Below are 21812 nucleotides of genomic sequence, written 5' to 3'. Positions count from 1 at the left end.
CCGTCCGCAGTTCTACTTCCGTACCACCGACGTAACCGGCAACTGCGAACTGCCGGAAGGCGTTGAGATGGTAATGCCGGGCGACAACGTGAAAATGGTTGTCACCCTGATCGCTCCGATCGCCATGGAAGATGGCCTGCGCTTCGCGATTCGCGAAGGCGGCCGTACCGTTGGCGCCGGCGTGGTTGCCAAGATCATCGAGTAATCGCTGATCCGCTGCAGAAAAAGGGACCCTTCGGGGTCCCTTTTTCGTTGAGTTGGTTAAATATTGACACCCCCCAGGCGCATCCGTACAATTGCGCCTCCTTTTAACGGGCGGAGTCCGTCCGTTGGGAATGGCAACTTGGAGTCTGAGGTCAAATGCAAAATCAACAAATCCGTATTCGGTTGAAGGCTTTTGACCATCGCCTGATCGACCAATCTACCCAGGAAATCGTGGAAACCGCGAAACGTACTGGCGCTCAGGTGCGTGGTCCGATTCCTCTGCCGACCCGCAAGGAACGTTACACCGTGCTGATTTCCCCGCACGTCAACAAGGACGCTCGTGACCAGTACGAAATTCGTACCCACAAGCGTGTGCTCGACATCGTTCAGCCGACCGACAAAACCGTCGATGCGCTGATGAAGCTCGACCTTGCTGCTGGCGTCGAAGTACAGATCAGCCTCGGCTAATGCCTTCGGCATTGGTCGTGTAACGCTCTGAAATGGGCGGCCATAGCGGGTGAAAGCCCCGTACACTAAAGAGGTTCTAAAGATGACAATTGGTGTTGTCGGTCGTAAGTGCGGCATGACCCGCATCTTCACCGAAGATGGTGTCTCTATTCCGGTTACGGTCATTGAAGTCGAGCCGAATCGCGTCACCCAGTTCAAAAACGAAGAAAGCGATGGCTATCGCGCCGTGCAGGTAACTGCTGGCGAGCGCCGTGCTTCTCGCGTGACCAAGGCGCAAGCCGGTCACTTTGCCAAGGCGAATGTCGCCGCCGGTCGCGGCGTGTGGGAATTCCGTCTGGGCGAAGAGGAGTTCAAGGCAGGCGATTCCATCTCTGTCGATCTGTTCCAGGCCGGTCAGCTGGTAGACGTTACTGGCGAGTCCAAGGGTAAAGGCTTCGCCGGTACCATCAAGCGCTGGAACTTCCGTGGCCAAGATAACACCCACGGTAACTCCGTTTCCCACCGCGTCCCGGGTTCCATCGGCCAGTGCCAGACTCCTGGTCGAGTGTTCAAGGGCAAGAAAATGTCCGGCCACCTGGGTGCTGAGCGTGTAACCGTTCAATCCCTGGAAGTCGTACGTGTCGATGCAGAGCGCAATCTGCTGCTGGTCAAAGGTGCCGTTCCCGGTGCTACCGGTGGTGATGTGCTGGTGCGTCCGGCAGCCAAGGCTCGCGGTTAAGAGAGGAAGCTGAGATGCAACTGAATGTAAATGGCGCTCAGGCGATCGAGGTTTCCGAGCGTACCTTTGGCAGCGAATTCAACGAGACCCTGGTTCACCAGGCAGTCGTCGCCTACATGGCTGGCGGCCGTCAGGGCACCAAGGCTCAGAAGACTCGTTCCGAAGTCTCCGGTGGTGGCAAGAAGCCGTGGCGTCAGAAGGGCACCGGTCGTGCTCGTGCTGGCACCATCCGTAGCCCCATCTGGCGTGGCGGCGGCGCGACCTTCGCAGCCAAGCCCCAGGATCACTCCCAGAAGCTCAACAAGAAGATGTACCGCGCAGCACTGCGCTCCATCCTCTCCGAGCTGGTTCGTCTGGATCGTCTGGTTGTCGTTGCCGACTTCGCTGTCGATGCACCGAAGACCAAGGGTCTGGTCAGCAAGCTGGAAGGCCTGGGCCTGAAAGATGTACTGATCGTCACCGAAGGCGTCGATGAGAACCTGTACCTGGCAGCTCGCAACCTGGCCCACGTCGATGTACGTGACGTCCAGGCTTCCGATCCGGTCAGCCTCATCGCCTACGACAAGGTGCTCGTCACCGTGTCCGCCGTGAAGAAGTTCGAGGAGCTGCTGGCATGAACCAGGAACGCGTATTCAAAGTGCTGCTGGGCCCGCATATCTCCGAGAAGGCCACTGGCCTGGCGGACGGCAACAGCCAATTCGTTTTCAAGGTTGCCACTGATGCAACCAAGCTGGAAATCAAGAAGGCCGTAGAAAGCCTGTTCGGCGTGAAAGTGCGTCGCGTCACCACCCTGAATGTTCAGGGCAAGACCAAGCGTACCGTTCGCGGCCTGGGCAAGCGTAACGACTGGAAAAAAGCGTACATCGCTCTCCAGCCGGGCCAGGATCTCGATTTCGCAGCTGGCGCTGAGTAAAGGGGTGCATCATGGCAATCGTTAAATGCAAACCGACTTCCGCTGGTCGTCGTTTCGTCGTCAAGGTAGTGAACCAGGACCTGCACAAAGGTGCTCCGTTCGCTCCCCTGCTCGAGAAGAAGTCCAAGTCGGGCGGCCGTAACAACAACGGTCGTATCACCACCCGTCATATCGGTGGTGGCCACAAGCAGCACTATCGTCTGGTCGACTTCCGTCGCAACAAGGATGGCATCCCTGCCATCGTTGAGCGCGTCGAATACGATCCGAACCGTACTGCTCACATCGCTCTGCTGAAATACGCGGACGGCGAGCGTCGCTACATCATCGCCCCCAAAGGCGTGGTGGCTGGTGATCAACTGATCTCCGGTATCGGCGCTCCGATCAAGGCCGGCAACAACATGCCGCTGCGCAACATCCCGGTGGGTAGCACCATCCACGGTATCGAGCTGAAGCCTGGTAAAGGCGCTCAGATCGCTCGCTCCGCTGGCGCTTCGGCTCAGCTGGTTGCCCGTGAAGGCGCTTACGTAACCGTACGTCTGCGTTCCGGCGAAATGCGCAAAGTTCTGGCTGACTGCCGTGCGACCCTGGGCGAAGTCTCGAACTCCGAGCACAGCCTGCGTTCGCTGGGTAAAGCTGGTGCCAAGCGCTGGCGTGGCGTTCGCCCGACCGTTCGTGGTGTTGCCATGAACCCGGTCGACCACCCGCATGGTGGTGGTGAAGGTCGTACCTCTGCTGGTCGTCATCCGGTATCGCCGTGGGGTCTTCAGACCAAGGGTAAGAAGACTCGCGCGAACAAGCGTACCGACAACATGATCGTCCGTCGCCGCAAGTAAATAGAGGGATACGACAGTGCCACGTTCTCTGAAAAAAGGTCCTTTTATCGATCTTCACCTGCTGAAGAAGATCGAAGTGGCGGTAGAAAAGAACGACCGCAAGCCGATCAAGACCTGGTCGCGCCGTTCTATGATCATGCCGCACATGGTTGGTCTGACCATCGCTGTCCACAACGGCCGTCAACACGTGCCGGTTCTGGTCAACGAAGACATGGTCGGTCACAAACTCGGCGAGTTCGCTGCTACCCGCACTTATCGTGGGCACGCTGCGGACAAGAAAGCCAAGCGTTAAGGGGTAAGGAAGATGGAAGTAGCCGCTAAGCTCTCGGGCGCTCGTATCTCCGCCCAGAAAGCCCGCTTGGTCGCCGACCAGATCCGCGGGAAGAAGGTGGGCGACGCGCTCAACCTCCTGGCTTTCAGCAACAAGAAAGCCGCCGAGATCATGAAGAAAGTGCTGGAGTCGGCCGTTGCCAACGCCGAGCACAACGAAGGCGCCGATGTAGACGATCTCAAAGTCTCCACCGTCTTCGTCAACGAAGGTCGTTCGCTCAAGCGCATCATGCCGCGTGCCAAAGGCCGTGCTGATCGCATCGTCAAGCGGTCTTGCCATATCACTGTCAAGGTTGCGGACAAGTAACGGAGTCGATCAGATGGGTCAGAAAGTACATCCCAATGGCATCCGCCTGGGTATCGTCAAGGAGCACACCTCCGTTTGGTACGCAGATAAGCGCACTTACGCCGATTATCTGTTCGCCGACCTGAAGGTACGTGAGTATCTCCAAGACAAACTAAAAAGCGCGTCCGTAAGCCGTATCGATATCCATCGTCCGGCTCAGACTGCACGTATCACCATCCACACCGCTCGTCCCGGCATCGTGATCGGCAAGAAAGGTGAAGATGTTGAGAAGCTGCGTCAGGACCTGACCAAGCAAATGGGTGTGCCCGTGCACATCAACATCGAAGAGATCCGCAAGCCGGAACTCGACGGTATGCTGGTTGCGCAAAGCGTAGCTCAGCAGCTGGAGCGTCGCGTTATGTTCCGTCGCGCCATGAAGCGCGCTGTACAGAACGCCATGCGCATTGGTGCCAAAGGCATCAAGATCCAGGTAAGCGGTCGTCTGGGCGGCGCTGAAATCGCTCGTACCGAATGGTATCGCGAAGGTCGTGTGCCCCTGCACACCCTGCGTGCCGACATCGACTATGCAACCTACGAAGCGCACACCACCTACGGTGTGATCGGTGTGAAGGTTTGGATCTTCAAAGGCGAGGTCATTGGTGGCCGCCAGGAAGAGCTCAAGCCTGTAGCGCCCGCTCCTCGTAAAAAAGCTGCTAAGTAAGGAGTACGCAAATGCTGCAACCCAAGCGTACGAAGTTCCGCAAACAAATGACCGGTCACAACCGTGGCCTGGCTCATCGCGGTTCCAAAGTCAGCTTCGGCGAGTTCGCCCTCAAGGCAACCAGCCGTGGCCGTCTCACTGCACGTCAGATCGAGTCCGCGCGTCGTGCGCTGACCCGTCACGTAAAACGTGGCGGCAAGATCTGGATCCGTGTATTCCCCGACAAGCCGGTTACCAAGAAGCCCCTGGAAGTACGTATGGGTAAAGGTAAGGGCGGCGTCGAGTACTGGGTGGCCCAGATTCAACCGGGCAAGGTCCTGTACGAGATCGAGGGTGTATCCGAAGAGCTGGCGCGTGAGGCATTCGCCCTGGCTGCTGCAAAGCTGCCGCTCGCCACCTCCTTTGTTAAGCGGACGGTGATGTGATGAAAGCGAATGAACTTCGTGAAAAATCCGTTGAGCAGCTGAACGAGCAACTGCTCGGCCTGCTGCGCGACCAGTTCAATCTGCGCATGCAGAAAGCAACTGGCCAGTTGGGGCAGTCTCACCTGCTCTCGCAGGTTAAGCGCGACATCGCTCGCGTGAAAACTGTGCTCAACCAGCAAGCAGGTAAGTAATCATGGCTGAAGCTCAGAAAACCGTCCGCACGCTGACTGGCCGCGTCGTCAGCGACAAGATGGACAAGACCGTCACCGTACTGATCGAGCGTCGCGTTAAGCACCCGATCTACGGCAAATACGTGAAGCGTTCGACCAAACTGCACGCACACGACGAAACCAATCAGTGCCGCATTGGTGACCTGGTCACCATTCGCGAGACTCGTCCGCTGGCCAAGACCAAGGCCTGGACCCTGGTTGATATCGTCGAGCGCGCGGTTGAAGTCTAAGGGTCGGAGATAGAAGATGATTCAGACTCAATCCATGCTCGAAGTCGCTGATAACAGCGGCGCGCGTCGCGTAATGTGCATCAAGGTGCTCGGCGGTTCCCACCGCCGTTACGCCGGCATTGGCGACATCATCAAGGTCACCGTCAAGGAAGCAATTCCGCGTGGCAAGGTGAAGAAGGGCCAGGTAATGACTGCCGTGGTCGTTCGCACCAAGCACGGCGTACGTCGTACCGACGGTTCCATCATTCGCTTCGACGGCAACGCCGCCGTCCTGCTGAACAACAAGCAGGAGCCGATCGGCACCCGTATCTTCGGGCCGGTGACTCGTGAACTTCGTACCGAGAAGTTCATGAAGATCGTCTCCCTTGCCCCTGAAGTGCTGTAAGGAGTAGCCGTCATGCAAAAAATTCGTCGTGACGACGAAATCATCGTCATTGCCGGCAAGGACAAGGGCAAGCGTGGCAAAGTGATCAAGGTTCTGGCTGACGACCGTCTGGTCGTTGGTGGTGTGAACCTGGTCAAGCGCCACACCAAGCCCAACCCCATGCTCAACCAGCAAGGCGGGATCGTCGAGAAGGAGGCGCCTCTGCACGTCTCCAACGTCGCTATCTTCAACGCTGAAACCAACAAGGCTGACCGCGTTGGTTTCAAAGTCGAAGACGGTAAGAAGATTCGTGTCTTCAAGTCGACCCAGAAACCGGTTCAGGCTTGAGGGAGCTAGGTAGATCACCATGGCACGATTGAAAGAAATTTATCGGAAGGAAATCGCTCCCAAGCTGAAGCAAGAGCTTCAGCTGGCGAACGTGATGGAAGTTCCGCGCGTTACCAAAATCACCCTGAACATGGGTCTTGGCGAAGCTGTCGGCGACAAGAAAGTCATCGAGAGCGCCGTAGCTGATCTGGAAAAGATCGCGGGTCAGAAGCCGGTTGTGACTTACGCTCGTAAGTCCATCGCTGGCTTCAAGATTCGTGAAGGCTGGCCGATCGGCGTGAAAGTCACCCTGCGTGGCGATCGCATGTACGAGTTCCTGGACCGTCTGCTGTCGATCTCCTTGCCGCGCGTTCGTGACTTCCGCGGTCTGAACGCCAAGTCCTTCGACGGCCGTGGCAACTACAGCATGGGCGTCAAAGAGCAGATCATCTTCCCGGAAATCGATTACGACAAGATCGACGCCCTCCGCGGTATGGATATCACTCTGACCACCACCGCGCGTTCGGATGATGAAGGTCGTGCCCTGCTGCGCGCCTTCAAATTCCCGTTCCGCAACTGATTGGAGTAGGACCATGGCTAAAGAGAGCATGAAGAACCGTGAGCTGAAGCGTCAGCAAACGGTAGCCAAGTACGCCAAGAAGCGTGCCGAGCTGAAAGCGATCATCGCTAATCCGAATACTTCGGCTGAAGATCGTTGGAATGCCCAGGTCGCCCTGCAGAAGCAACCGCGTGACGCGAGCGCCAGCCGCTTGCGTAACCGTTGCCGCCTGACCGGTCGTCCGCACGGTTACTACCGCAAGTTCGGCCTGAGCCGTAACAAGCTGCGTGAAGCAGCAATGCGCGGTGACGTACCGGGCCTGGTGAAAGCCAGCTGGTAAGTGCTAGACGGAGTCGGCGACGGCTCCGTTGATCGCTTTGCGAATCAAGCCCCCTCGTGGGGCTTGATTCGTTTTTAAGCGGTCTCTAGAATACCCGGCTCCCCCGAGTCCGGGTTTTAGTTCGTCCGGCGTTTTGAGGGCGAGTTATGAAGTTGAAGGCTTATCTTTTGTATCAGGAGCATTAAGCCCATGAGTATGCAGGACCCGTTAGCAGACATGCTAACTCGCATCCGTAATGCCCAGATGGCTGAGAAGACCGTCGTGAGCATGCCGTCTTCCAAGCTGAAAGCGGCAGTCGCCAAAGTCCTCAAGGACGAAGGTTACATTGCGGATTTCCAAGTCACTGCCGAGGCCAAGCCTCTGCTGTCGATTGAGCTGAAGTACTTCGAAGGCAAGCCTGTCATCGAGGAAGTGAAGCGAATCAGCCGTCCTGGCCTGCGCCAGTACAAATCCGTAGACCAGCTGCCGAAAGTTCGTGGCGGTTTGGGTGTTTCGATCGTCTCCACCAACAAAGGTGTGATGACTGATCGTGCTGCCCGTGCCGCTGGCGTCGGTGGCGAAGTGCTCTGCACTGTGTTCTAAGGGGAATCAGCATGTCTCGCGTTGCTAAGAACCCCGTCATTCTGCCTGCCGGCGTTGAAATCAAGCTGGCTGGTCAGGAACTTTCGATCAAGGGTGCCAAAGGCGCTCTCGAGCTGAAAGTACATCCGTCCGTCGAAGTCATTCAGGACAACGGTGAGCTGCGTTTCGCTGCGCGTAACGGCGACCAGCAGACCCGTGCCATGGCCGGTACCACCCGCGCTCTGGTCAACAACATGGTAATCGGCGTCAGCCAGGGCTTCGAGCGCAAGCTCCAGCTGGTTGGTGTTGGTTACAAGGCGCAGGCCAAAGGCCAAGTGCTGTCCCTGGCTCTCGGCTTCTCCCACCCGGTTGATTACGAACTGCCTGCCGGCATCGTCGCGGAAACCCCCAGCCAGACCGACATCCTGATCAAGGGTATCGACAAGCAGCTGGTTGGTCAGGTTGCCGCGGAAATCCGCGACTTCCGTCCGCCGGAGCCGTACAAAGGCAAGGGCGTGCGTTACGCCGACGAAGTCGTCCTTCGTAAAGAAGCCAAGAAGAAGTAGGGCATAGCAAATGAGCGTCAAGAAAGAAACCCGTCTGCGCCGCGCTCGCAAGGCTCGCCTGAAGATGCGCGAACTGGAAGCCGTACGCCTCTGCGTGTATCGCTCTTCCCAGCACATCTACGCCCAGGTCATTGCAGCCGATGGTGGCAAGGTCCTGGCCAGCGCCTCGACCCTGGACAAAGAACTGCGCGAAGCTGCCACTGGCAACGTCGACGCAGCCAAGAAAGTTGGTCAACTGGTCGCGGAACGCGCCAAGGCTGCCGGCGTCACTCAGGTGGCGTTCGACCGTTCTGGCTTCAAGTACCACGGTCGTATCAAGGCCCTGGCTGATGCCGCTCGTGAAGGCGGTCTGGAGTTCTAAGTTATGGCAAACAACGATCAAAAGCGCGACGAAGGCTACATCGAGAAGCTGGTTCAAGTGAACCGCGTCGCCAAAACCGTAAAAGGTGGCCGTATCTTCGCCTTCACCGCGCTGACCGTGGTTGGCGATGGCAAGGGCCGTGTTGGCTTCGGCCGTGGCAAGGCGCGTGAAGTGCCGGCCGCTATCCAGAAGGCAATGGAAGCTGCTCGCCGTAACATGATCCAGGTTGATCTGAACGGCACCACCCTGCAGTACCCGACCAAGTCCGCTCATGGCGCCTCCAAGGTGTACATGCAGCCGGCTTCCGAAGGTACCGGCATCATCGCCGGCGGCGCCATGCGTGCTGTCCTGGAAGTGGCCGGTGTGCAGAACGTTCTGGCGAAGTGCTACGGCTCCACCAACCCGGTGAACGTGGTCTACGCAACCTTCAAGGGCCTGAAGAACATGCAGTCCCCTGAGTCGGTAGCGGCCAAGCGTGGCAAGAGCGTCGAGGAGATTCTCTAACCATGGCAACTGTCAAAGTTACCCTGATCAAGAGCCTGAACGGCCGTCTGGCCAATCACAAGGCTTGCGTCAAAGGCCTCGGCCTGCGTCGCATTAATCACACCGTCGAAGTTCAGGACACTCCTGAAAACCGCGGCATGATTAACAAGGCTTACTACCTGCTGCGTGTGGAGGGTTAATCCATGCAACTGAACGATCTGCGTTCCGCGCCGGGTGCCCGTCGCGAAAAGCACCGTCCGGGCCGTGGCATCGGTAGCGGTCTGGGCAAGACCGGTGGCCGTGGTCACAAAGGTCAAACCTCCCGCTCCGGTGGCTCCATCGCTCCGGGCTTCGAGGGTGGTCAGCAGCCGCTGCACCGTCGTCTGCCGAAGTTCGGCTTCAACTCGCTGAAAGCCATGGATCGCGCAGAAGTGCGCACTTCCGAACTGGCCAAGGTTGAGGGTGATGTCGTAACCGTGCAGGCCCTGAAAGATGCCAACGTGATTAACCAGAACGTACAGCGTGTGAAAGTCATGCTGTCGGGCGACGTTACTCGCGCGGTCACTCTGAAAGGCATCGGCGCCACCAAGGGCGCTCGTGCGGCTATCGAAGCAGCTGGCGGCAAAATCGAGGACTAAATGGCTAAGCAAGGTGCTCTCTCTGCGCTGAGCAACGGTGGTGGTTTGTCCGAGCTCTGGGCACGTCTGCGTTTCCTGTTCCTGGCGATCATCGTCTATCGGATCGGCGCGCATATCCCAGTTCCGGGCATCAACCCTGATCGCTTGGCGGCACTGTTCCGGCAGAACGAGGGGACCATTCTTAGCCTCTTCAACATGTTTTCCGGCGGCGCGCTGGAGCGCATGAGTATCTTTGCACTGGGGATCATGCCGTACATTTCGGCATCGATCATCATGCAGCTCATGACCGCTATCAGCCCGCAGCTGGAGCAGTTGAAGAAAGAGGGTGAGTCTGGGCGTCGCAAGATCAGCCAGTACACCCGCTACGCAACTCTCGCCCTGGCACTCGTCCAGGCCATTGGCATGTCCATTGGCCTGGGTAGCCAGGGTGTGGCCTTCTCCAACGACTTCGGCTTCTACTTCGTGTCGGTCACCACCTTCGTGGCGGGTGCACTGTTCATGATGTGGCTGGGTGAGCAGATCACCGAGCGGGGTGTCGGTAACGGCATCTCCATGTTGATCTTCTCCGGTATCGTCGCGGGCCTGCCCCGAGCAATCGGCCAGTCCTTCGAGTCTGCGCGTCAAGGTGACATCAACATCTTCGCCCTGATCGCCATCGGCCTGCTGGCCGTGGCCATCATCGCGTTCGTGGTGTTCATCGAGCGTGGTCAGCGTCGAATCGCCGTGCATTACGCCAAGCGCCAGCAAGGTCGCAAGGTGTTTGCCGCTCAAACGAGCCATCTGCCGCTGAAAGTGAACATGGCGGGTGTCATCCCTGCGATCTTCGCCAGCAGCATCCTGCTGTTCCCTGCATCCCTGGGTGCCTGGTTCGGTCAGTCGGAAGGCCTGGGTTGGCTGCAGGACGTCGCGCAAGCGATCGCGCCTGGTCAGCCGCTGAACATTCTGCTGTTTAGTGCAGGGATCGTTTTCTTCTGCTTCTTCTATACAGCGCTGATGTTCAACCCGAAGGACGTGGCGGAAAACCTCAAGAAGTCCGGTGCATTTATTCCGGGTATTCGTCCGGGTGAACAGTCTGCTCGCTACATCGATGGCGTGCTGACCCGTTTGACCATGTTCGGTGCCCTGTACATGACGGCTGTGTGCCTGCTGCCCCAGTTCCTGGTCGTAGCTGCCCACGTACCGTTCTACCTTGGCGGGACCTCGTTGCTGATCGTGGTCGTGGTTGTGATGGACTTTATGGCTCAAGTACAATCGCACCTCGTTTCTCACCAGTACGAATCCCTCATGAAGAAAGCCAACCTGAAGGGCTATGGCAGCGGTCTGCTGCGCTAATCCGTAAGGTTCGAGGAGTCACTGATGAAAGTTCGTGCATCGGTTAAGAAGCTGTGCCGTAACTGCAAGATCGTCCGTCGCGAAGGCGTCGTTCGTGTGATCTGCAGCGCGGAGCCGCGTCACAAGCAGCGCCAAGGCTGAGTGTGAATCACGCGTTATAACCCGGCAGCTAGTGTGCTGCCGGGTTGATTATTTGTTTTTACAGCGCTAATATCCGCGCCCTTTCTTGGCTCCCTGGGCGCCGGGTAGCTGTCAATTGGAGTTTTTCTGAATGGCCCGTATTGCAGGCGTAAACATTCCGGATAACAAGCACACTGTTATCTCGCTGACCTACATCTATGGTGTTGGTCGCACTACCGCACAGAGCATCTGTGCAGCCACCGGCATCAGCCCGGCTGCAAAGATCAAGGACCTGAGCGAAGAGCAGATTGATTCGCTGCGTACCGAGGTGGCCAAGCTGACCACCGAAGGTGACCTGCGCCGCGAAATCAACATGAACATCAAGCGTCTGATGGACCTCGGTTGCTACCGCGGTCTGCGTCATCGTCGTGGTCTGCCGGTTCGCGGTCAGCGCACCAAGACCAACGCGCGCACCCGTAAGGGCCCGCGTAAGCCGATCCGCAAGTAATCGCTTAGGAATCTAGTCATGGCAAAACCTGCTGCTCGTCCTCGCAAGAAAGTCAAAAAGACGGTGGTCGACGGGATCGCGCACATCCACGCGTCCTTCAACAACACCATCGTTACCATCACTGATCGTCAGGGCAACGCGCTGTCCTGGGCCACCTCGGGTGGTTCGGGCTTCCGTGGCTCGCGTAAGAGCACCCCGTTCGCTGCCCAGGTAGCGGCCGAGCGTGCCGGCCAGGCTGCTCTGGAATACGGTCTGAAGAACCTTGACGTCAACGTCAAAGGCCCGGGCCCGGGCCGCGAGTCGGCTGTTCGTGCGCTGAATGCCTGCGGTTACAAGATCGCCAGCATCACCGACGTAACCCCGATCCCGCATAACGGCTGCCGTCCGCCGAAAAAGCGTCGCGTGTAATAGGAGACAGTGAGAAATGGCTCGTTACATTGGTCCCAAGTGCAAACTGTCCCGCCGCGAAGGCACTGATCTTTTCCTGAAGAGCGGCGTTCGTGCCCTCGACTCGAAATGCAAGGCAGAACAAGTTCCCGGTCAGCACGGCCAGCGCCGTGGTCGTCTGTCCGACTACGGTCTGCAGCTGCGCGAGAAGCAAAAAGTCCGTCGTATCTACGGCGTCCTCGAGCGTCAATTCCGTGGCTACTATCAGGAAGCGTCCCGTCGCAAGGGCTCCACAGGTGAAAACCTGCTGCAGCTGCTTGAGTGCCGCCTGGACAACGTCGTCTACCGTATGGGCTTCGGTTCCACTCGTTCCGAATCCCGCCAGCTGGTGTCCCACAAGACCATCAGCGTCAACGGTCAGACCGTAAACGTACCGTCCTACCAGGTCAAAGCTGGTGATGTGGTTGCTGTTCGCGAGAAATCGAAGAACCAGCTGCGTATCGCCCAAGCTCTGGACCTGTGCGCCCAGCGCGGTCGCGTTGAGTGGGTCGAAGTGGACACCGACAAGAAAGCTGGCACCTTCAAAAGTGTCCCGGCTCGTGCCGATCTGTCCGCCGACATCAACGAAAACCTGATTGTCGAGCTCTACTCCAAGTAAGGGCTAGAAAATAGGTGCATCCATGCAGAGTTCGGTAAATGAGTTCCTGACCCCCCGCCACATCGATGTGCAGGTGGTCAGCCAAACCCGCGCCAAGATCACTCTCGAGCCTCTCGAGCGTGGTTTCGGCCATACCCTGGGCAACGCGCTGCGTCGCATCCTGTTGTCCTCCATGCCTGGCTGTGCAGTAGTCGAGGCCGAGATCGACGGCGTACTCCACGAGTACTCCGCCATCGAAGGTGTGCAGGAAGACGTCATCGAGATCCTGCTCAACCTGAAAGGCCTGGCCATCAAGCTGCACGGCCGTGACGAAGTGACGCTGACCCTGGCGAAAAAGGGCTCGGGTGTGGTGACCGCTGCCGATATTCAGCTGGATCATGATGTCGAGATCGTCAACGGTGACCATGTTATCGCCCACCTGGCCGATAACGGCGCGCTGAACATGAAGCTGAAAGTCGCTCGTGGCCGTGGCTACGAGCCGGCTGATGCCCGTTCGAGCGATGAAGACGAAAGCCGTAGCATTGGCCGTCTTCAGCTCGACGCTTCGTTCAGCCCCGTGCGTCGTGTTGCCTACGTGGTCGAGAACGCCCGTGTCGAACAGCGTACCAACCTGGACAAGCTGGTCCTCGATCTGGAAACCAACGGCACCCTGGACCCTGAAGAGGCTATCCGTCGCGCCGCTACCATCCTGCAACAGCAGCTGGCAGCGTTCGTGGACCTCAAAGGCGATAGCGAACCCGTCGTTGAAGAGCAGGAAGACGAAATCGATCCGATCCTGCTGCGTCCGGTCGATGACCTTGAGCTGACCGTCCGTTCGGCCAACTGCCTGAAGGCAGAGAACATCTACTACATCGGTGACCTGATTCAGCGCACCGAAGTGGAGCTGCTCAAAACGCCGAACCTGGGCAAGAAGTCCCTGACCGAAATCAAGGACGTTCTGGCTTCTCGCGGTCTGTCCCTCGGTATGCGCCTCGACAACTGGCCGCCGGCAAGTCTCAAGAAAGACGACAAGGCTACTGCCTGATCGTCGTAGCTACCGAACGTAAAGTTTGGAAAGGAATTGAACCATGCGCCATCGTAAAAGTGGTCGTCACCTGAGCCGCACCAGCGCGCACCGCAAGGCTATGTTCCAGAACATGGCTGTGTCGCTCTTCGAACACGAACTGATCAAAACCACCCTGCCCAAGGCCAAGGAACTGCGTCGCGTTGCCGAGCCGCTGATCACCCTGGCTAAAGTGGATAGCGTTGCCAACCGTCGTCTCGCTTTCGACCGTACCCGTTCGAAAGAAGCCGTAGGCAAGCTGTTCAACGAACTGGGCAAGCGCTACGCCAACCGTCCGGGCGGCTACCTGCGCATCCTGAAGTGCGGCTTCCGCGCCGGCGACAATGCCCCCATGGCATACGTCGAACTGATTGACCGCGCTGTTGGCGGCCAAGCAGTAGAAGCTGCAGAGTAAGGCTCACGCCTTGATAAGAAACCGGGCCCTGTGCCCGGTTTTTTATCGCCTGTTGAAAAGTTTTCTCTATCGATCAGCTCAAATCAATAAATTGGCTGATCCATCCCGTTGTCACCGATCCTTAACGGCGTCGACTTCTACTGCTAGGTGAGCGGGATCAACTGCCGCAAAGCTGAAGGAAGCGCTTAATTGTCCGATTGGGATGTTGGATCCACCCACCGCTTGGGTGAAATGTCGATTTCCAACACCCCGCCGTTGAGGAGAGTAACGATGAGTGACAACACCCGCCTGACGACTGCTGCCGGAGCGCCGGTCGTTGATAACCAGAACGTCCAGACCGCCGGCCTGCGGGGCCCGATGCTGCTGCAGGATGTCTGGTTCCTGGAGAAGCTCGCGCACTTCGACCGCGAAGTGATTCCTGAGCGCCGCATGCACGCCAAGGGCTCTGCCGCCTACGGCACTTTTACCGTCACCCATGACATCACCCGCTTCAGCCGCGCCAAGCTGTTCTCCCAAGTCGGCAAGCAGACCCCGCTGTTCCTGCGTTTCTCCACTGTCGCCGGTGAACGCGGCGCGGCGGATGCCGAGCGTGATATCCGCGGCTTTGCCCTGAAGTTCTACACCGAGGAAGGCAACTGGGACCTGGTGGGTAACAACACCCCGGTCTTCTACTTCCGCGATCCGCTGAAATTCCCTGACTTGAACCACGTGGTGAAGCGCGACCCGCGTACCAACCTGCGCAACGCCACGATGAAGTGGGACTTCTTCTCGCACCTGCCCGAAGCGCTGCACCAATTGACTATCGACTTCAGCGACCGAGGTCTGCCACGCAGCTACCGTCACGTTCACGGCTTCGGCAGCCACACCTTCAGCTTCATCAACGCCAGCAACGAGCGCTTCTGGGTGAAGTTCCACTTCAAGACCCAGCAGGGCATCGAGAACCTGAGCAATGAGGAAGCCGCCAAGCTGGTCGGCGCTGATCGCGAGAGTTCGCAGCGGGACCTTTACGACGCCATCGAGCGCGGCGATTTCCCACGCTGGAAGATGTACGTCCAGGTAATGCCGGAGAAGGAAGCGGCGACCTACCGCTACAACCCGTTCGACCTGACCAAGGTCTGGCCGCACGGTGACTATCCGCTGATCGAGGTGGGCTATTTCGAGCTCAACCGCAATCCGGCCAACTACTTCGCGGAAGTCGAGCAGTCCGCCTTCAGCCCGGCGAACATTGTTCCCGGCATCGGCTTCTCCCCGGACCGGATGCTCCAGGGGCGCCTGTTCTCCTACGGCGATGCGCACCGCTACCGCCTGGGCGTGAACCACCACCAGATCCCGGTGAACGCCGCGCGCAACAATCCGCGCATCTACCACCGCGACGGCGCCATGCGGGTGGACGGCAACAATGGCGACATGACCGTCACCTACGAGCCGAACAGCTTCAACCAGTGGCAGGAGCAGCCGGACTATTCCGAGCCGCCGCTGACGCTGGAAGGCAGTGCGGATCACTGGAACCACCGCGCGGACGATGACTATTACAGCCAGCCGGCCGCGCTGTTCCGCCTGTTCGACGAGGCCCAGCGGCAGCGTCTGTATCAGAACATCGCCGGTGACATGGCGGGTGTGCCGGAGGCTATCCAGCGCCGTCAGCTCGCGCTGTTCTTCAACATCGATCCGGCCTACGGCGAAGGCGTCGCCAAGGCCCTTGGCTTGCAGCTCGCCTAAGTTCAACGCGCACTACCAGCCGCCCTCCTCGGAGGGCGGCTGCGTTTCCGGTGCTTGACCTCGGTCATGGCCAGTCGCGACCATAGCGCCGTTTAATTCGCTGTCACATCCCAGGGAGAAGGCTGATGCAAGGCCACGCCGAGGTTATCGATTATCTCAACACGCTGCTGACCGGTGAGCTGGCCGCTCGCGACCAGTACTTCATCCACTCGCGCATGTACGAGGACTGGGGCTTTACCAAGCTCTACGAGCGTCTCAACCACGAGATGGAAGAGGAAACCCAGCACGCAGACGCCCTGCTGCGCCGCATTCTGCTGCTCGAAGGCACCCCGCGCATGCGTCCGGACGACATCCATCCGGGCAAGACCGTGCCGGAGATGCTGGAGGCTGACCTCAAGCTGGAGCGTCACGTCCGCGCCGCGCTGGCCAAGGGCATCGCCCTGTGCGAAAAGCACAAGGACTTCGTCACCCGCGACATCCTCCGTGTGCAACTGACCGATACCGAGGAAGACCACGCCTACTGGCTGGAGCAGCAACTGGGGCTGATCCAGAAGATGGGCCTGGAGAATTACCTGCAGTCGCAGCTCTGATCCAGGCGCGCTCTCGCGCCTGCCGCGGGCATGACCCGCTTCTCCAAGGGCACAATAAAAAGCCCCTGCGCCGTTCGGCGGCAGGGGCTTTTTCATGCCGGTGCGGATCAGGCTCGATCGCGCTCCAGCAGCGGCTTGAGGAAGTGCCCTGTGTGCGACACCGCCAGCTCCGCGACCTGCTCCGGCGTCCCGGTGGCGATGATCTGGCCACCCTTGGAACCGCCCTCCGGGCCGAGGTCGACCAGCCAGTCGGCGGTCTTGATCACGTCCAGGTTATGCTCGATCACCACCACGGTATTGCCGTGGTCGCGCAGGCGATGGAGTACGTCGAGCAGTTGCTGGATATCCGCGAAGTGCAGGCCGGTGGTTGGTTCGTCGAGGATGTACAGCGTCTTGCCGGTATCGCGCTTGGACAGTTCGCGGGACAGCTTCACCCGCTGTGCCTCGCCGCCGGATAGTGTGGTCGCGCTCTGGCCCAGCTTGATGTACGACAGGCCAACGTCCATCAGCGTTTGCAACTTGCGGGCGATGGCCGGCACGGCGTCGAAGAACGCGCGAGCGTCTTCGATGGTCATGTCCAGCACCTCGGTGATGCTCTTGCCCTTGTAGCGGACCTCCAGCGTCTCGCGGTTGTAGCGCTTGCCCTTGCAGACGTCGCAGGGGACGTAGATGTCCGGCAGGAAGTGCATTTCCACCTTGATCACGCCGTCGCCCTGGCAGGCCTCGCAGCGGCCGCCTTTCACGTTGAACGAGAAACGCCCCGGCCCGTAGCCGCGCGAGCGGGCTTCCGGCACGCCGGCGAACAGCTCGCGGATCGGCGTGAACAGCCCGGTGTAGGTCGCCGGGTTGGAACGCGGCGTGCGGCCGATCGGGCTCTGGTCGATGTCCACCACCTTGTCCAGATGCTGCAGGCCGTCGAACGAGTCGTAAGGCGCAACTTCCAGCGTGGTGGCACCGTTCAGCGCGGTGGCGGTGATCGGGAACAGGGTGTTGTTGATCAGCGTCGACTTGCCTGAACCCGAGACGCCGGTGATGCAGGTGAACAGGCCGACCGGGATTTCCAGGTTGACGTTCTGCAGGTTATTGCCGCGCGCGCCCTTGAGCTTCAGCAATTGCTTCTTGTTGCGCGGGGTGCGCTCGGCGGGCACGACGATCTTGGTACGGCCGGACAGGTAGGCGCCGGTGACCGAATCAGGATGGTCCATGACCTGTTGCGGCGTGCCCTCGGCGACGATCTGCCCGCCATGCACGCCGGCGCCGGGGCCGATGTCCACGACGTAGTCGGCGAGACGGATGGCGTCCTCGTCATGCTCGACCACGATCACCGTATTGCCCAGGTTGCGCAGGTGGGTGAGGGTGCCGAGCAGGCGCTCGTTATCGCGTTGGTGCAGGCCGATGGAGGGTTCGTCGAGGATGTACATGACGCCTACCAGGCCGGCGCCGATCTGGCTGGCCAGGCGAATACGCTGGGCTTCGCCGCCTGACAGGGTGTCGGCGCTGCGGTCCAGGGTCAGGTAGTCGAGGCCGACGTTGACCAGGAACTGCAGGCGCTCACGGATCTCCTTGAGGATCTTCGAGGCAATCTCGCCACGGCGGCCGGTCAGGCTCAGGCTCTCGGCATACTCGCAGGCGGTGCCCACGGGCATCGCGGTGATCGCCGGCAGGGTCTTGTCGCCGACCCATACGTGGCGCGCCTCGCGACGCAGGCGGGTGCCATGGCAATCCGGGCACGGCTGGGTGCTGAGGAACTTGGCCAGTTCCTCGCGCACGGTGGCCGATTCGGTCTCGCGGTAGCGGCGCTCCAGGTTCGGCAGGATGCCCTCGAAGGGGTGCGCGCGCTTGACGATATCGCCGCGGTCGTTGAGGTAGCGGAACTCGACGTTCTCGCGGCCCGACCCGTGGAGGATGAACTTCTGGTGATCCGGGTCGAGATTGCCGAAGGGCTCTTCCAGGCTGAAGCCGAAATGCCCGGCCAGCGAGCCGAGCATCTGGAAGTAGTAGACGTTGCGTCGATCCCAGCCACGGATGGCACCTTCGGCCAGGGTCAGTTCGCCGTTGACCACGCGTCGCGCGTCGAAGAACTGCTTCACGCCCAGGCCGTCGCAGGTCGGGCAGGCGCCGGCCGGGTTGTTGAAGGAGAACAGCTTGGGCTCCAGCTCGCTGATGGAGTGGCCGCAGATCGGGCAGGCGAAGCGGGCGGAGAAGATCATTTCTTCGCCTTCTTCATCGTCCATCGGTGCGACCAGGGCAATGCCGTCGGCCAGGTTGATCGCCGTTTCGAAGGACTCCGCCAGGCGCTGCTGCAAGTCGCCGCGCACCTTGAAGCGATCCACCACGATATCGATGGAGTGCTTGAGCTTCTTGTCCAGCTTGGGCACTTCATCCAGTTCGTAGAGCTTGCCGTCGACGCGGGCGCGGACGAAGCCCTGGGCACGCATCTCGTCGAACACCGCCAGGTGCTCGCCCTTGCGCTCGCGGATCACCGGGGCCAGCAGCATCAGCTTGCGGCCCTCGGGCAGCGCCAGCACCTGGTCGACCATCTGGCTGACGGTCTGCGCCTCCAGCGGGATGTCGTGGTCCGGACAGCGCGGAATACCCACGCGCGCATAGAGCAGGCGCAGGTAGTCGTAGATCTCGGTGATGGTGCCCACGGTGGAGCGTGGGTTGTGGGACGTGGATTTCTGCTCGATGGAAATCGCCGGCGACAGACCTTCGATGGTGTCGACGTCGGGCTTTTCCATCATCGAGAGGAACTGCCGGGCATAGGCCGACAGGGATTCCACGTAGCGACGCTGGCCCTCGGCATAGAGCGTGTCGAAGGCCAGGGAAGACTTGCCGGAACCGGACAGGCCGGTGATCACGATCAGCTTGTCGCGCGGCAGGGTCAGGTCGATGTTCTTCAGGTTGTGGGTGCGTGCCCCACGGATGAGGATCTTGTCCACTACGGCCTCGCTTGGCGGGCGAAAACAGATGAGTATACGGGGCGGGGTCGGCACGCGGCAAAGTGGCGCGTACGTGTCGTTGGACCGCAGGACTGCTAGAATGCGCGGCTATTTTTCGGCGTTGGCGACAACCGGCTCTGCAAGGCCCGGATGACGCGACGTCACGGGGGCAATTCAGCGCATCCCCGTTTTTCGTCTTTCCATGAGGGGCCTATGCACGATTCCCACACAGAGCGCATGAGTGGCACCGAAACCCGCGCAGCCGCCGGCCTGTCGCTGGTCTTCGCGTTTCGCATGCTCGGCATGTTCATGGTGCTGCCGGTGCTCGCCACCTACGGTCAGGACCTGGCCGGCGCCACCCCGGCGCTGATCGGCCTGGCCATCGGCGCCTACGGCCTGACCCAGGCCATCCTGCAGATTCCCCTGGGCACCCTGTCCGACCGCATCGGCCGCCGGCCGATCATTGTCGTCGGCTTGCTGGTGTTCGCCGCCGGCGCTGCGCTGGCGGCCAACGCCGATTCCATCTGGGGCATCATCGCCGGCCGCGTCCTGCAAGGCGCCGGGGCGATCTCCGCGGCGGTAATGGCGATGCTGTCCGACCTTACCCGCGAGCAGCACCGCACCAAGGCCATGGCGATGATCGGCATGAGCATCGGCGTATCCTTCGCCGTGGCGATGGTCGCCGGCCCCGTGCTGACCCACTGGTTCGGCCTGCACGGGCTGTTCTGGTTCACTGCCGGGATGGCCCTGGTGGGCATGCTGATCATCCTGTTTTTCGTCCCAACGCCGGACCACCGCATGCAGCACCGCGAGTCCAGCGTGGCCAAGCAGTCTCTGCTGCCGACCCTGAAGAACGGCGAGCTGCTGCGCCTGGACGCCGGCATCCTGGTCCTGCACGCCATCCTCATGGCCAGCTTCGTCGCGCTGCCGCTGGCGCTGGTGGAGCGCGCCGGGCTGCCCAAGGAAGAGCACTGGTGGGTCTACCTGACCGCACTGCTGGTGGGCTTTTTCGGCATGGTGCCGTTCATCATCTACGCCGAGAAGAAGCGCCAGATGAAACGCGTGCTGGCCGGCGCCGTGGCGACCCTGATGCTCTGCGAACTGTTCTTCTGGGAATTCGGCAACAGCCTCAAGGAACTGGTGTTCGGCATCATCGTCTACTTCACCGCTTTCAACCTGCTGGAGGCTTCGCTGCCTTCGCTGGTAAGCAAGGTCTCGCCTGCCGGCGGCAAGGGCACGGCAATGGGCGTTTACTCCACCAGCCAGTTCCTCGGCGCCGCCGTGGGCGGCATCCTGGGCGGCTGGATGTTCCAGCACGGCGGGCTTGACGGGGTATTCATCGGCTGCGCCGTGCTGGCTGCCATCTGGCTGGCGATTGCTGTTACCATGCGTGAACCGCCTTATGTAACGAGTATTCGCCTGCCTCTGTCCGATGAGGCGCTGCGCGATGCTTCGTTGGCTGAGCGTTTCAAGGCATTGCCCGGTGTGAGCGATGTGATGGTGGTCGCTGAAGAAGCGGCCGCTTATGTCAAAGTGGATTCCCAACAAGTTGATCGCACGTCCCTCGAGCGCCTCGCCGGCGCCGAGCAGGCGACGTGCCGAAGCCTTTAGGAGAGCGTCATGGCCCGTGGGGTTAACAAAGTCATTCTGGTCGGTAACGTCGGTGGCGATCCGGAAACCCGCTACATGCCCAACGGCAACGCGGTGACCAACGTCACCCTCGCCACCAGCGAGAGCTGGAAGGACAAGCAGACCGGCCAGCAGCAGGAGCGTACCGAGTGGCACCGCGTGGTGTTCTTCGGTCGCCTGGCGGAAATCGTCGCCGAGTACGTGCGCAAGGGTTCGCAGATCTATGTCGAAGGCAGCCTGCGTACCCGCAAGTGGCAGGGTCAGGACGGCCAGGACAAGTACACCACCGAAATCGTCGTCGACATCAACGGCAACATGCAACTGCTGGGCGGCCGTCCCGGCGCCGGTGGTGACGACGCTCCGCGCGCTCCCCGCGAGCCGCAGCAGCGTCCGCAGCAGGCCCAGCGTCCTGCGCCTCAGCAGCAGTCCCAGCCTGCGCCGCAACCGGCTCCGGACTACGACAGCTTCGACGACGACATCCCGTTCTGAGCCGAACGGTTCGTCACCAAGAGCGCAGCCTTCGAGCTGCGCTTTTGCGTTTCTGGGACGCTCGTTTTGGCGAATCCTTGCAAGGGTCTTTCTCGAAATCAGGCATTTAATTAGCTAGCTAACTGAATGATTCTGGAGCTGCCTTGATGTACGGCAAAACCGGAGAAGAAAGACATGAGCATTACAGTGACCGAGCGTGACGATGACCATAAATCCCGCGAGTTCCGCGCCCATGGCGGGCGTTGCTGGGATGTGTACCAGGAGGGGCAATTGGTCGGCATCTTCCACACCGAAGGCGAGGCGCAGGCCTACCGGGTTTCGCTGGAGCTGGAAGCGCGTTACCGCCAGGCGGCAGAGTTCTAAGGTATGAAGGCCCCGGGCCGACGGCCGCGACACGGGGCTCTTTTTTCTGTAGGAGCGGATC

35 protein-coding genes are annotated in these 21812 nt (G+C 60.1%); 34 read left to right on the top strand and 1 reads right to left on the bottom strand.

The genetic code is table 11. The features are described 5' to 3' along the window. From C167_RS0129425 to bfr, 31 genes are all read left to right on the top strand, one after another. On the top strand, positions 1-205 hold a 205-nt coding region (locus tag C167_RS0129425; RefSeq protein WP_017516424.1), incomplete at its 5' end, for a hypothetical protein. Positions 206-360: 155 nt separating this feature from the next. After that, positions 361-672 carry a 30S ribosomal protein S10 gene (gene rpsJ / locus C167_RS0129420; protein WP_003243886.1) on the top strand — a complete coding sequence of 104 codons (312 nt, stop codon included), beginning with the start codon at positions 361-363 and terminating at the stop codon, positions 670-672. An 82-nt stretch (positions 673-754) separates the two neighbouring features. After that, positions 755-1390, top strand: a complete 636-nt coding sequence (rplC, locus tag C167_RS0129415) for a 50S ribosomal protein L3 (RefSeq protein ID WP_017521905.1) — start codon at positions 755-757, stop codon at positions 1388-1390. Between the two features lie 14 nt (positions 1391-1404). Then, the gene (gene rplD, locus C167_RS0129410; RefSeq protein WP_017521904.1) at positions 1405-2007 is read left to right on the top strand and encodes a 50S ribosomal protein L4; all 603 of its coding nucleotides are present in this window, start codon (positions 1405-1407) and stop codon (positions 2005-2007) included. Further along, positions 2004-2303 carry a 50S ribosomal protein L23 gene (rplW, locus tag C167_RS0129405; RefSeq protein WP_015475322.1) on the top strand — a complete coding sequence of 100 codons (300 nt, stop codon included), beginning with the start codon at positions 2004-2006 and terminating at the stop codon, positions 2301-2303. The genes rplD and rplW overlap by 4 nt, the downstream gene beginning before the upstream one ends. 11 nt (positions 2304-2314) lie before the next feature. Next, positions 2315-3136: a 50S ribosomal protein L2 gene (gene rplB, locus C167_RS0129400; RefSeq protein ID WP_024767388.1), complete on the top strand. Its 822-nt coding sequence runs from the start codon at positions 2315-2317 to the stop codon at positions 3134-3136. Between the two features lie 16 nt (positions 3137-3152). Next, complete coding sequence (rpsS, locus tag C167_RS0129395) at positions 3153-3428, top strand: 30S ribosomal protein S19 (RefSeq protein WP_017521902.1); 276 nt, start codon at positions 3153-3155, stop codon at positions 3426-3428. 12 nt (positions 3429-3440) lie between these two features. Then, positions 3441-3773, top strand: coding sequence for a 50S ribosomal protein L22 (rplV, locus tag C167_RS0129390; protein ID WP_015475325.1), 333 nt, complete (start codon positions 3441-3443; stop codon positions 3771-3773). A gap of 13 nt (positions 3774-3786) precedes the next feature. Beyond that, on the top strand, positions 3787-4473 hold the full coding sequence (rpsC, locus tag C167_RS0129385; RefSeq protein ID WP_015475326.1) for a 30S ribosomal protein S3: 687 nt from the start codon (positions 3787-3789) through the stop codon (positions 4471-4473). An 11-nt stretch (positions 4474-4484) separates the two neighbouring features. Next, complete coding sequence (gene rplP / locus C167_RS0129380; protein WP_009617163.1) at positions 4485-4898, top strand: 50S ribosomal protein L16; 414 nt, start codon at positions 4485-4487, stop codon at positions 4896-4898. Next, positions 4898-5089, top strand: coding sequence for a 50S ribosomal protein L29 (rpmC, locus tag C167_RS0129375; protein ID WP_003093720.1), 192 nt, complete (start codon positions 4898-4900; stop codon positions 5087-5089). The genes rplP and rpmC overlap by 1 nt, the downstream gene beginning before the upstream one ends. Before the next feature lie 2 nt (positions 5090-5091). After that, entirely contained in the window at positions 5092-5358 is a 267-nt protein-coding gene (rpsQ, locus tag C167_RS0129370; protein WP_009617165.1) for a 30S ribosomal protein S17, read from the top strand. A 16-nt stretch (positions 5359-5374) separates the two neighbouring features. After that, positions 5375-5743, top strand: a complete 369-nt coding sequence (gene rplN / locus C167_RS0129365; RefSeq protein WP_017521901.1) for a 50S ribosomal protein L14 — start codon at positions 5375-5377, stop codon at positions 5741-5743. A gap of 12 nt (positions 5744-5755) precedes the next feature. Beyond that, positions 5756-6070: a 50S ribosomal protein L24 gene (gene rplX / locus C167_RS0129360; protein ID WP_017521900.1), complete on the top strand. Its 315-nt coding sequence runs from the start codon at positions 5756-5758 to the stop codon at positions 6068-6070. A gap of 19 nt (positions 6071-6089) precedes the next feature. Beyond that, a complete protein-coding gene (gene rplE / locus C167_RS0129355; RefSeq protein WP_017521899.1) occupies positions 6090-6629 on the top strand; it encodes a 50S ribosomal protein L5 in 540 nt (179 codons plus the stop codon). A 13-nt stretch (positions 6630-6642) separates the two neighbouring features. Next, on the top strand, positions 6643-6948 hold the full coding sequence (gene rpsN / locus C167_RS0129350) for a 30S ribosomal protein S14 (protein ID WP_026079356.1): 306 nt from the start codon (positions 6643-6645) through the stop codon (positions 6946-6948). 189 nt (positions 6949-7137) lie between these two features. Further along, positions 7138-7530, top strand: a complete 393-nt coding sequence (rpsH, locus tag C167_RS0129345; protein WP_015475331.1) for a 30S ribosomal protein S8 — start codon at positions 7138-7140, stop codon at positions 7528-7530. A gap of 11 nt (positions 7531-7541) precedes the next feature. Continuing rightward, the gene (gene rplF / locus C167_RS0129340) at positions 7542-8075 is read left to right on the top strand and encodes a 50S ribosomal protein L6 (protein ID WP_015475332.1); all 534 of its coding nucleotides are present in this window, start codon (positions 7542-7544) and stop codon (positions 8073-8075) included. A 10-nt stretch (positions 8076-8085) separates the two neighbouring features. Continuing rightward, the gene (gene rplR, locus C167_RS0129335; RefSeq protein WP_017521897.1) at positions 8086-8436 is read left to right on the top strand and encodes a 50S ribosomal protein L18; all 351 of its coding nucleotides are present in this window, start codon (positions 8086-8088) and stop codon (positions 8434-8436) included. Between the two features lie 3 nt (positions 8437-8439). Continuing rightward, a complete protein-coding gene (gene rpsE / locus C167_RS0129330; RefSeq protein WP_009617173.1) occupies positions 8440-8940 on the top strand; it encodes a 30S ribosomal protein S5 in 501 nt (166 codons plus the stop codon). Between the two features lie 2 nt (positions 8941-8942). Continuing rightward, on the top strand, positions 8943-9119 hold the full coding sequence (gene rpmD / locus C167_RS0129325; RefSeq protein WP_009617174.1) for a 50S ribosomal protein L30: 177 nt from the start codon (positions 8943-8945) through the stop codon (positions 9117-9119). A 3-nt stretch (positions 9120-9122) separates the two neighbouring features. Then, positions 9123-9557, top strand: coding sequence for a 50S ribosomal protein L15 (rplO, locus tag C167_RS0129320; protein ID WP_017521896.1), 435 nt, complete (start codon positions 9123-9125; stop codon positions 9555-9557). Further along, the gene (gene secY / locus C167_RS0129315; RefSeq protein WP_017521895.1) at positions 9558-10889 is read left to right on the top strand and encodes a preprotein translocase subunit SecY; all 1332 of its coding nucleotides are present in this window, start codon (positions 9558-9560) and stop codon (positions 10887-10889) included. It abuts the gene before it with no gap. A gap of 24 nt (positions 10890-10913) precedes the next feature. Beyond that, positions 10914-11030 carry a 50S ribosomal protein L36 gene (gene rpmJ / locus C167_RS0129310; protein ID WP_014854209.1) on the top strand — a complete coding sequence of 39 codons (117 nt, stop codon included), beginning with the start codon at positions 10914-10916 and terminating at the stop codon, positions 11028-11030. Between the two features lie 130 nt (positions 11031-11160). Continuing rightward, positions 11161-11517, top strand: a complete 357-nt coding sequence (gene rpsM, locus C167_RS0129305) for a 30S ribosomal protein S13 (RefSeq protein WP_017521894.1) — start codon at positions 11161-11163, stop codon at positions 11515-11517. Positions 11518-11535: 18 nt separating this feature from the next. Then, positions 11536-11925 carry a 30S ribosomal protein S11 gene (gene rpsK, locus C167_RS0129300; RefSeq protein WP_003093689.1) on the top strand — a complete coding sequence of 130 codons (390 nt, stop codon included), beginning with the start codon at positions 11536-11538 and terminating at the stop codon, positions 11923-11925. Between the two features lie 16 nt (positions 11926-11941). Continuing rightward, positions 11942-12562: a 30S ribosomal protein S4 gene (gene rpsD, locus C167_RS0129295; RefSeq protein ID WP_017521893.1), complete on the top strand. Its 621-nt coding sequence runs from the start codon at positions 11942-11944 to the stop codon at positions 12560-12562. A 22-nt stretch (positions 12563-12584) separates the two neighbouring features. Next, positions 12585-13586 (top strand): DNA-directed RNA polymerase subunit alpha, encoded by a 1002-nt coding sequence (locus tag C167_RS0129290; RefSeq protein WP_009617182.1) that lies wholly within the window; start codon positions 12585-12587, stop codon positions 13584-13586. A 43-nt stretch (positions 13587-13629) separates the two neighbouring features. Next, complete coding sequence (rplQ, locus tag C167_RS0129285; RefSeq protein WP_015475338.1) at positions 13630-14019, top strand: 50S ribosomal protein L17; 390 nt, start codon at positions 13630-13632, stop codon at positions 14017-14019. A 270-nt stretch (positions 14020-14289) separates the two neighbouring features. Further along, positions 14290-15738, top strand: a complete 1449-nt coding sequence (gene katA / locus C167_RS0129280) for a catalase KatA (protein WP_017521892.1) — start codon at positions 14290-14292, stop codon at positions 15736-15738. A 125-nt stretch (positions 15739-15863) separates the two neighbouring features. Further along, positions 15864-16328 (top strand): bacterioferritin, encoded by a 465-nt coding sequence (gene bfr / locus C167_RS0129275; RefSeq protein WP_017521891.1) that lies wholly within the window; start codon positions 15864-15866, stop codon positions 16326-16328. 107 nt (positions 16329-16435) lie between these two features. Here bfr and uvrA read toward each other — a convergent pair whose 3' ends face one another. After that, on the bottom strand, positions 16436-19270 hold the full coding sequence (uvrA, locus tag C167_RS0129270; protein ID WP_017521890.1) for an excinuclease ABC subunit UvrA: 2835 nt from the start codon (positions 19268-19270) through the stop codon (positions 16436-16438). A 213-nt stretch (positions 19271-19483) separates the two neighbouring features. Between uvrA and C167_RS0129265 the strand changes: the two genes are divergently transcribed. The 3 genes from C167_RS0129265 (at position 19484) to C167_RS0129255 (ending at position 21751) form a co-directional block, all read left to right on the top strand. After that, a complete protein-coding gene (locus tag C167_RS0129265; protein ID WP_017521889.1) occupies positions 19484-20881 on the top strand; it encodes an MFS transporter in 1398 nt (465 codons plus the stop codon). Positions 20882-20890: 9 nt separating this feature from the next. Then, positions 20891-21388, top strand: coding sequence for a single-stranded DNA-binding protein (gene ssb, locus C167_RS0129260; RefSeq protein ID WP_017521888.1), 498 nt, complete (start codon positions 20891-20893; stop codon positions 21386-21388). A gap of 174 nt (positions 21389-21562) precedes the next feature. Next, a complete protein-coding gene (locus C167_RS0129255) occupies positions 21563-21751 on the top strand; it encodes a hypothetical protein (RefSeq protein ID WP_017521887.1) in 189 nt (62 codons plus the stop codon). Positions 21752-21812 lie beyond the last annotated feature (61 nt).

Source organism: Pseudomonas nitroreducens TX1, assembly GCF_000313755.1.
Taxonomy (GTDB): Bacteria; Pseudomonadota; Gammaproteobacteria; order Pseudomonadales; family Pseudomonadaceae; genus Pseudomonas; species Pseudomonas nitroreducens_A.
Note: the sequence above shows the minus strand (reverse complement) of the source record. Positions and strands in the feature narration are given on the sequence as shown.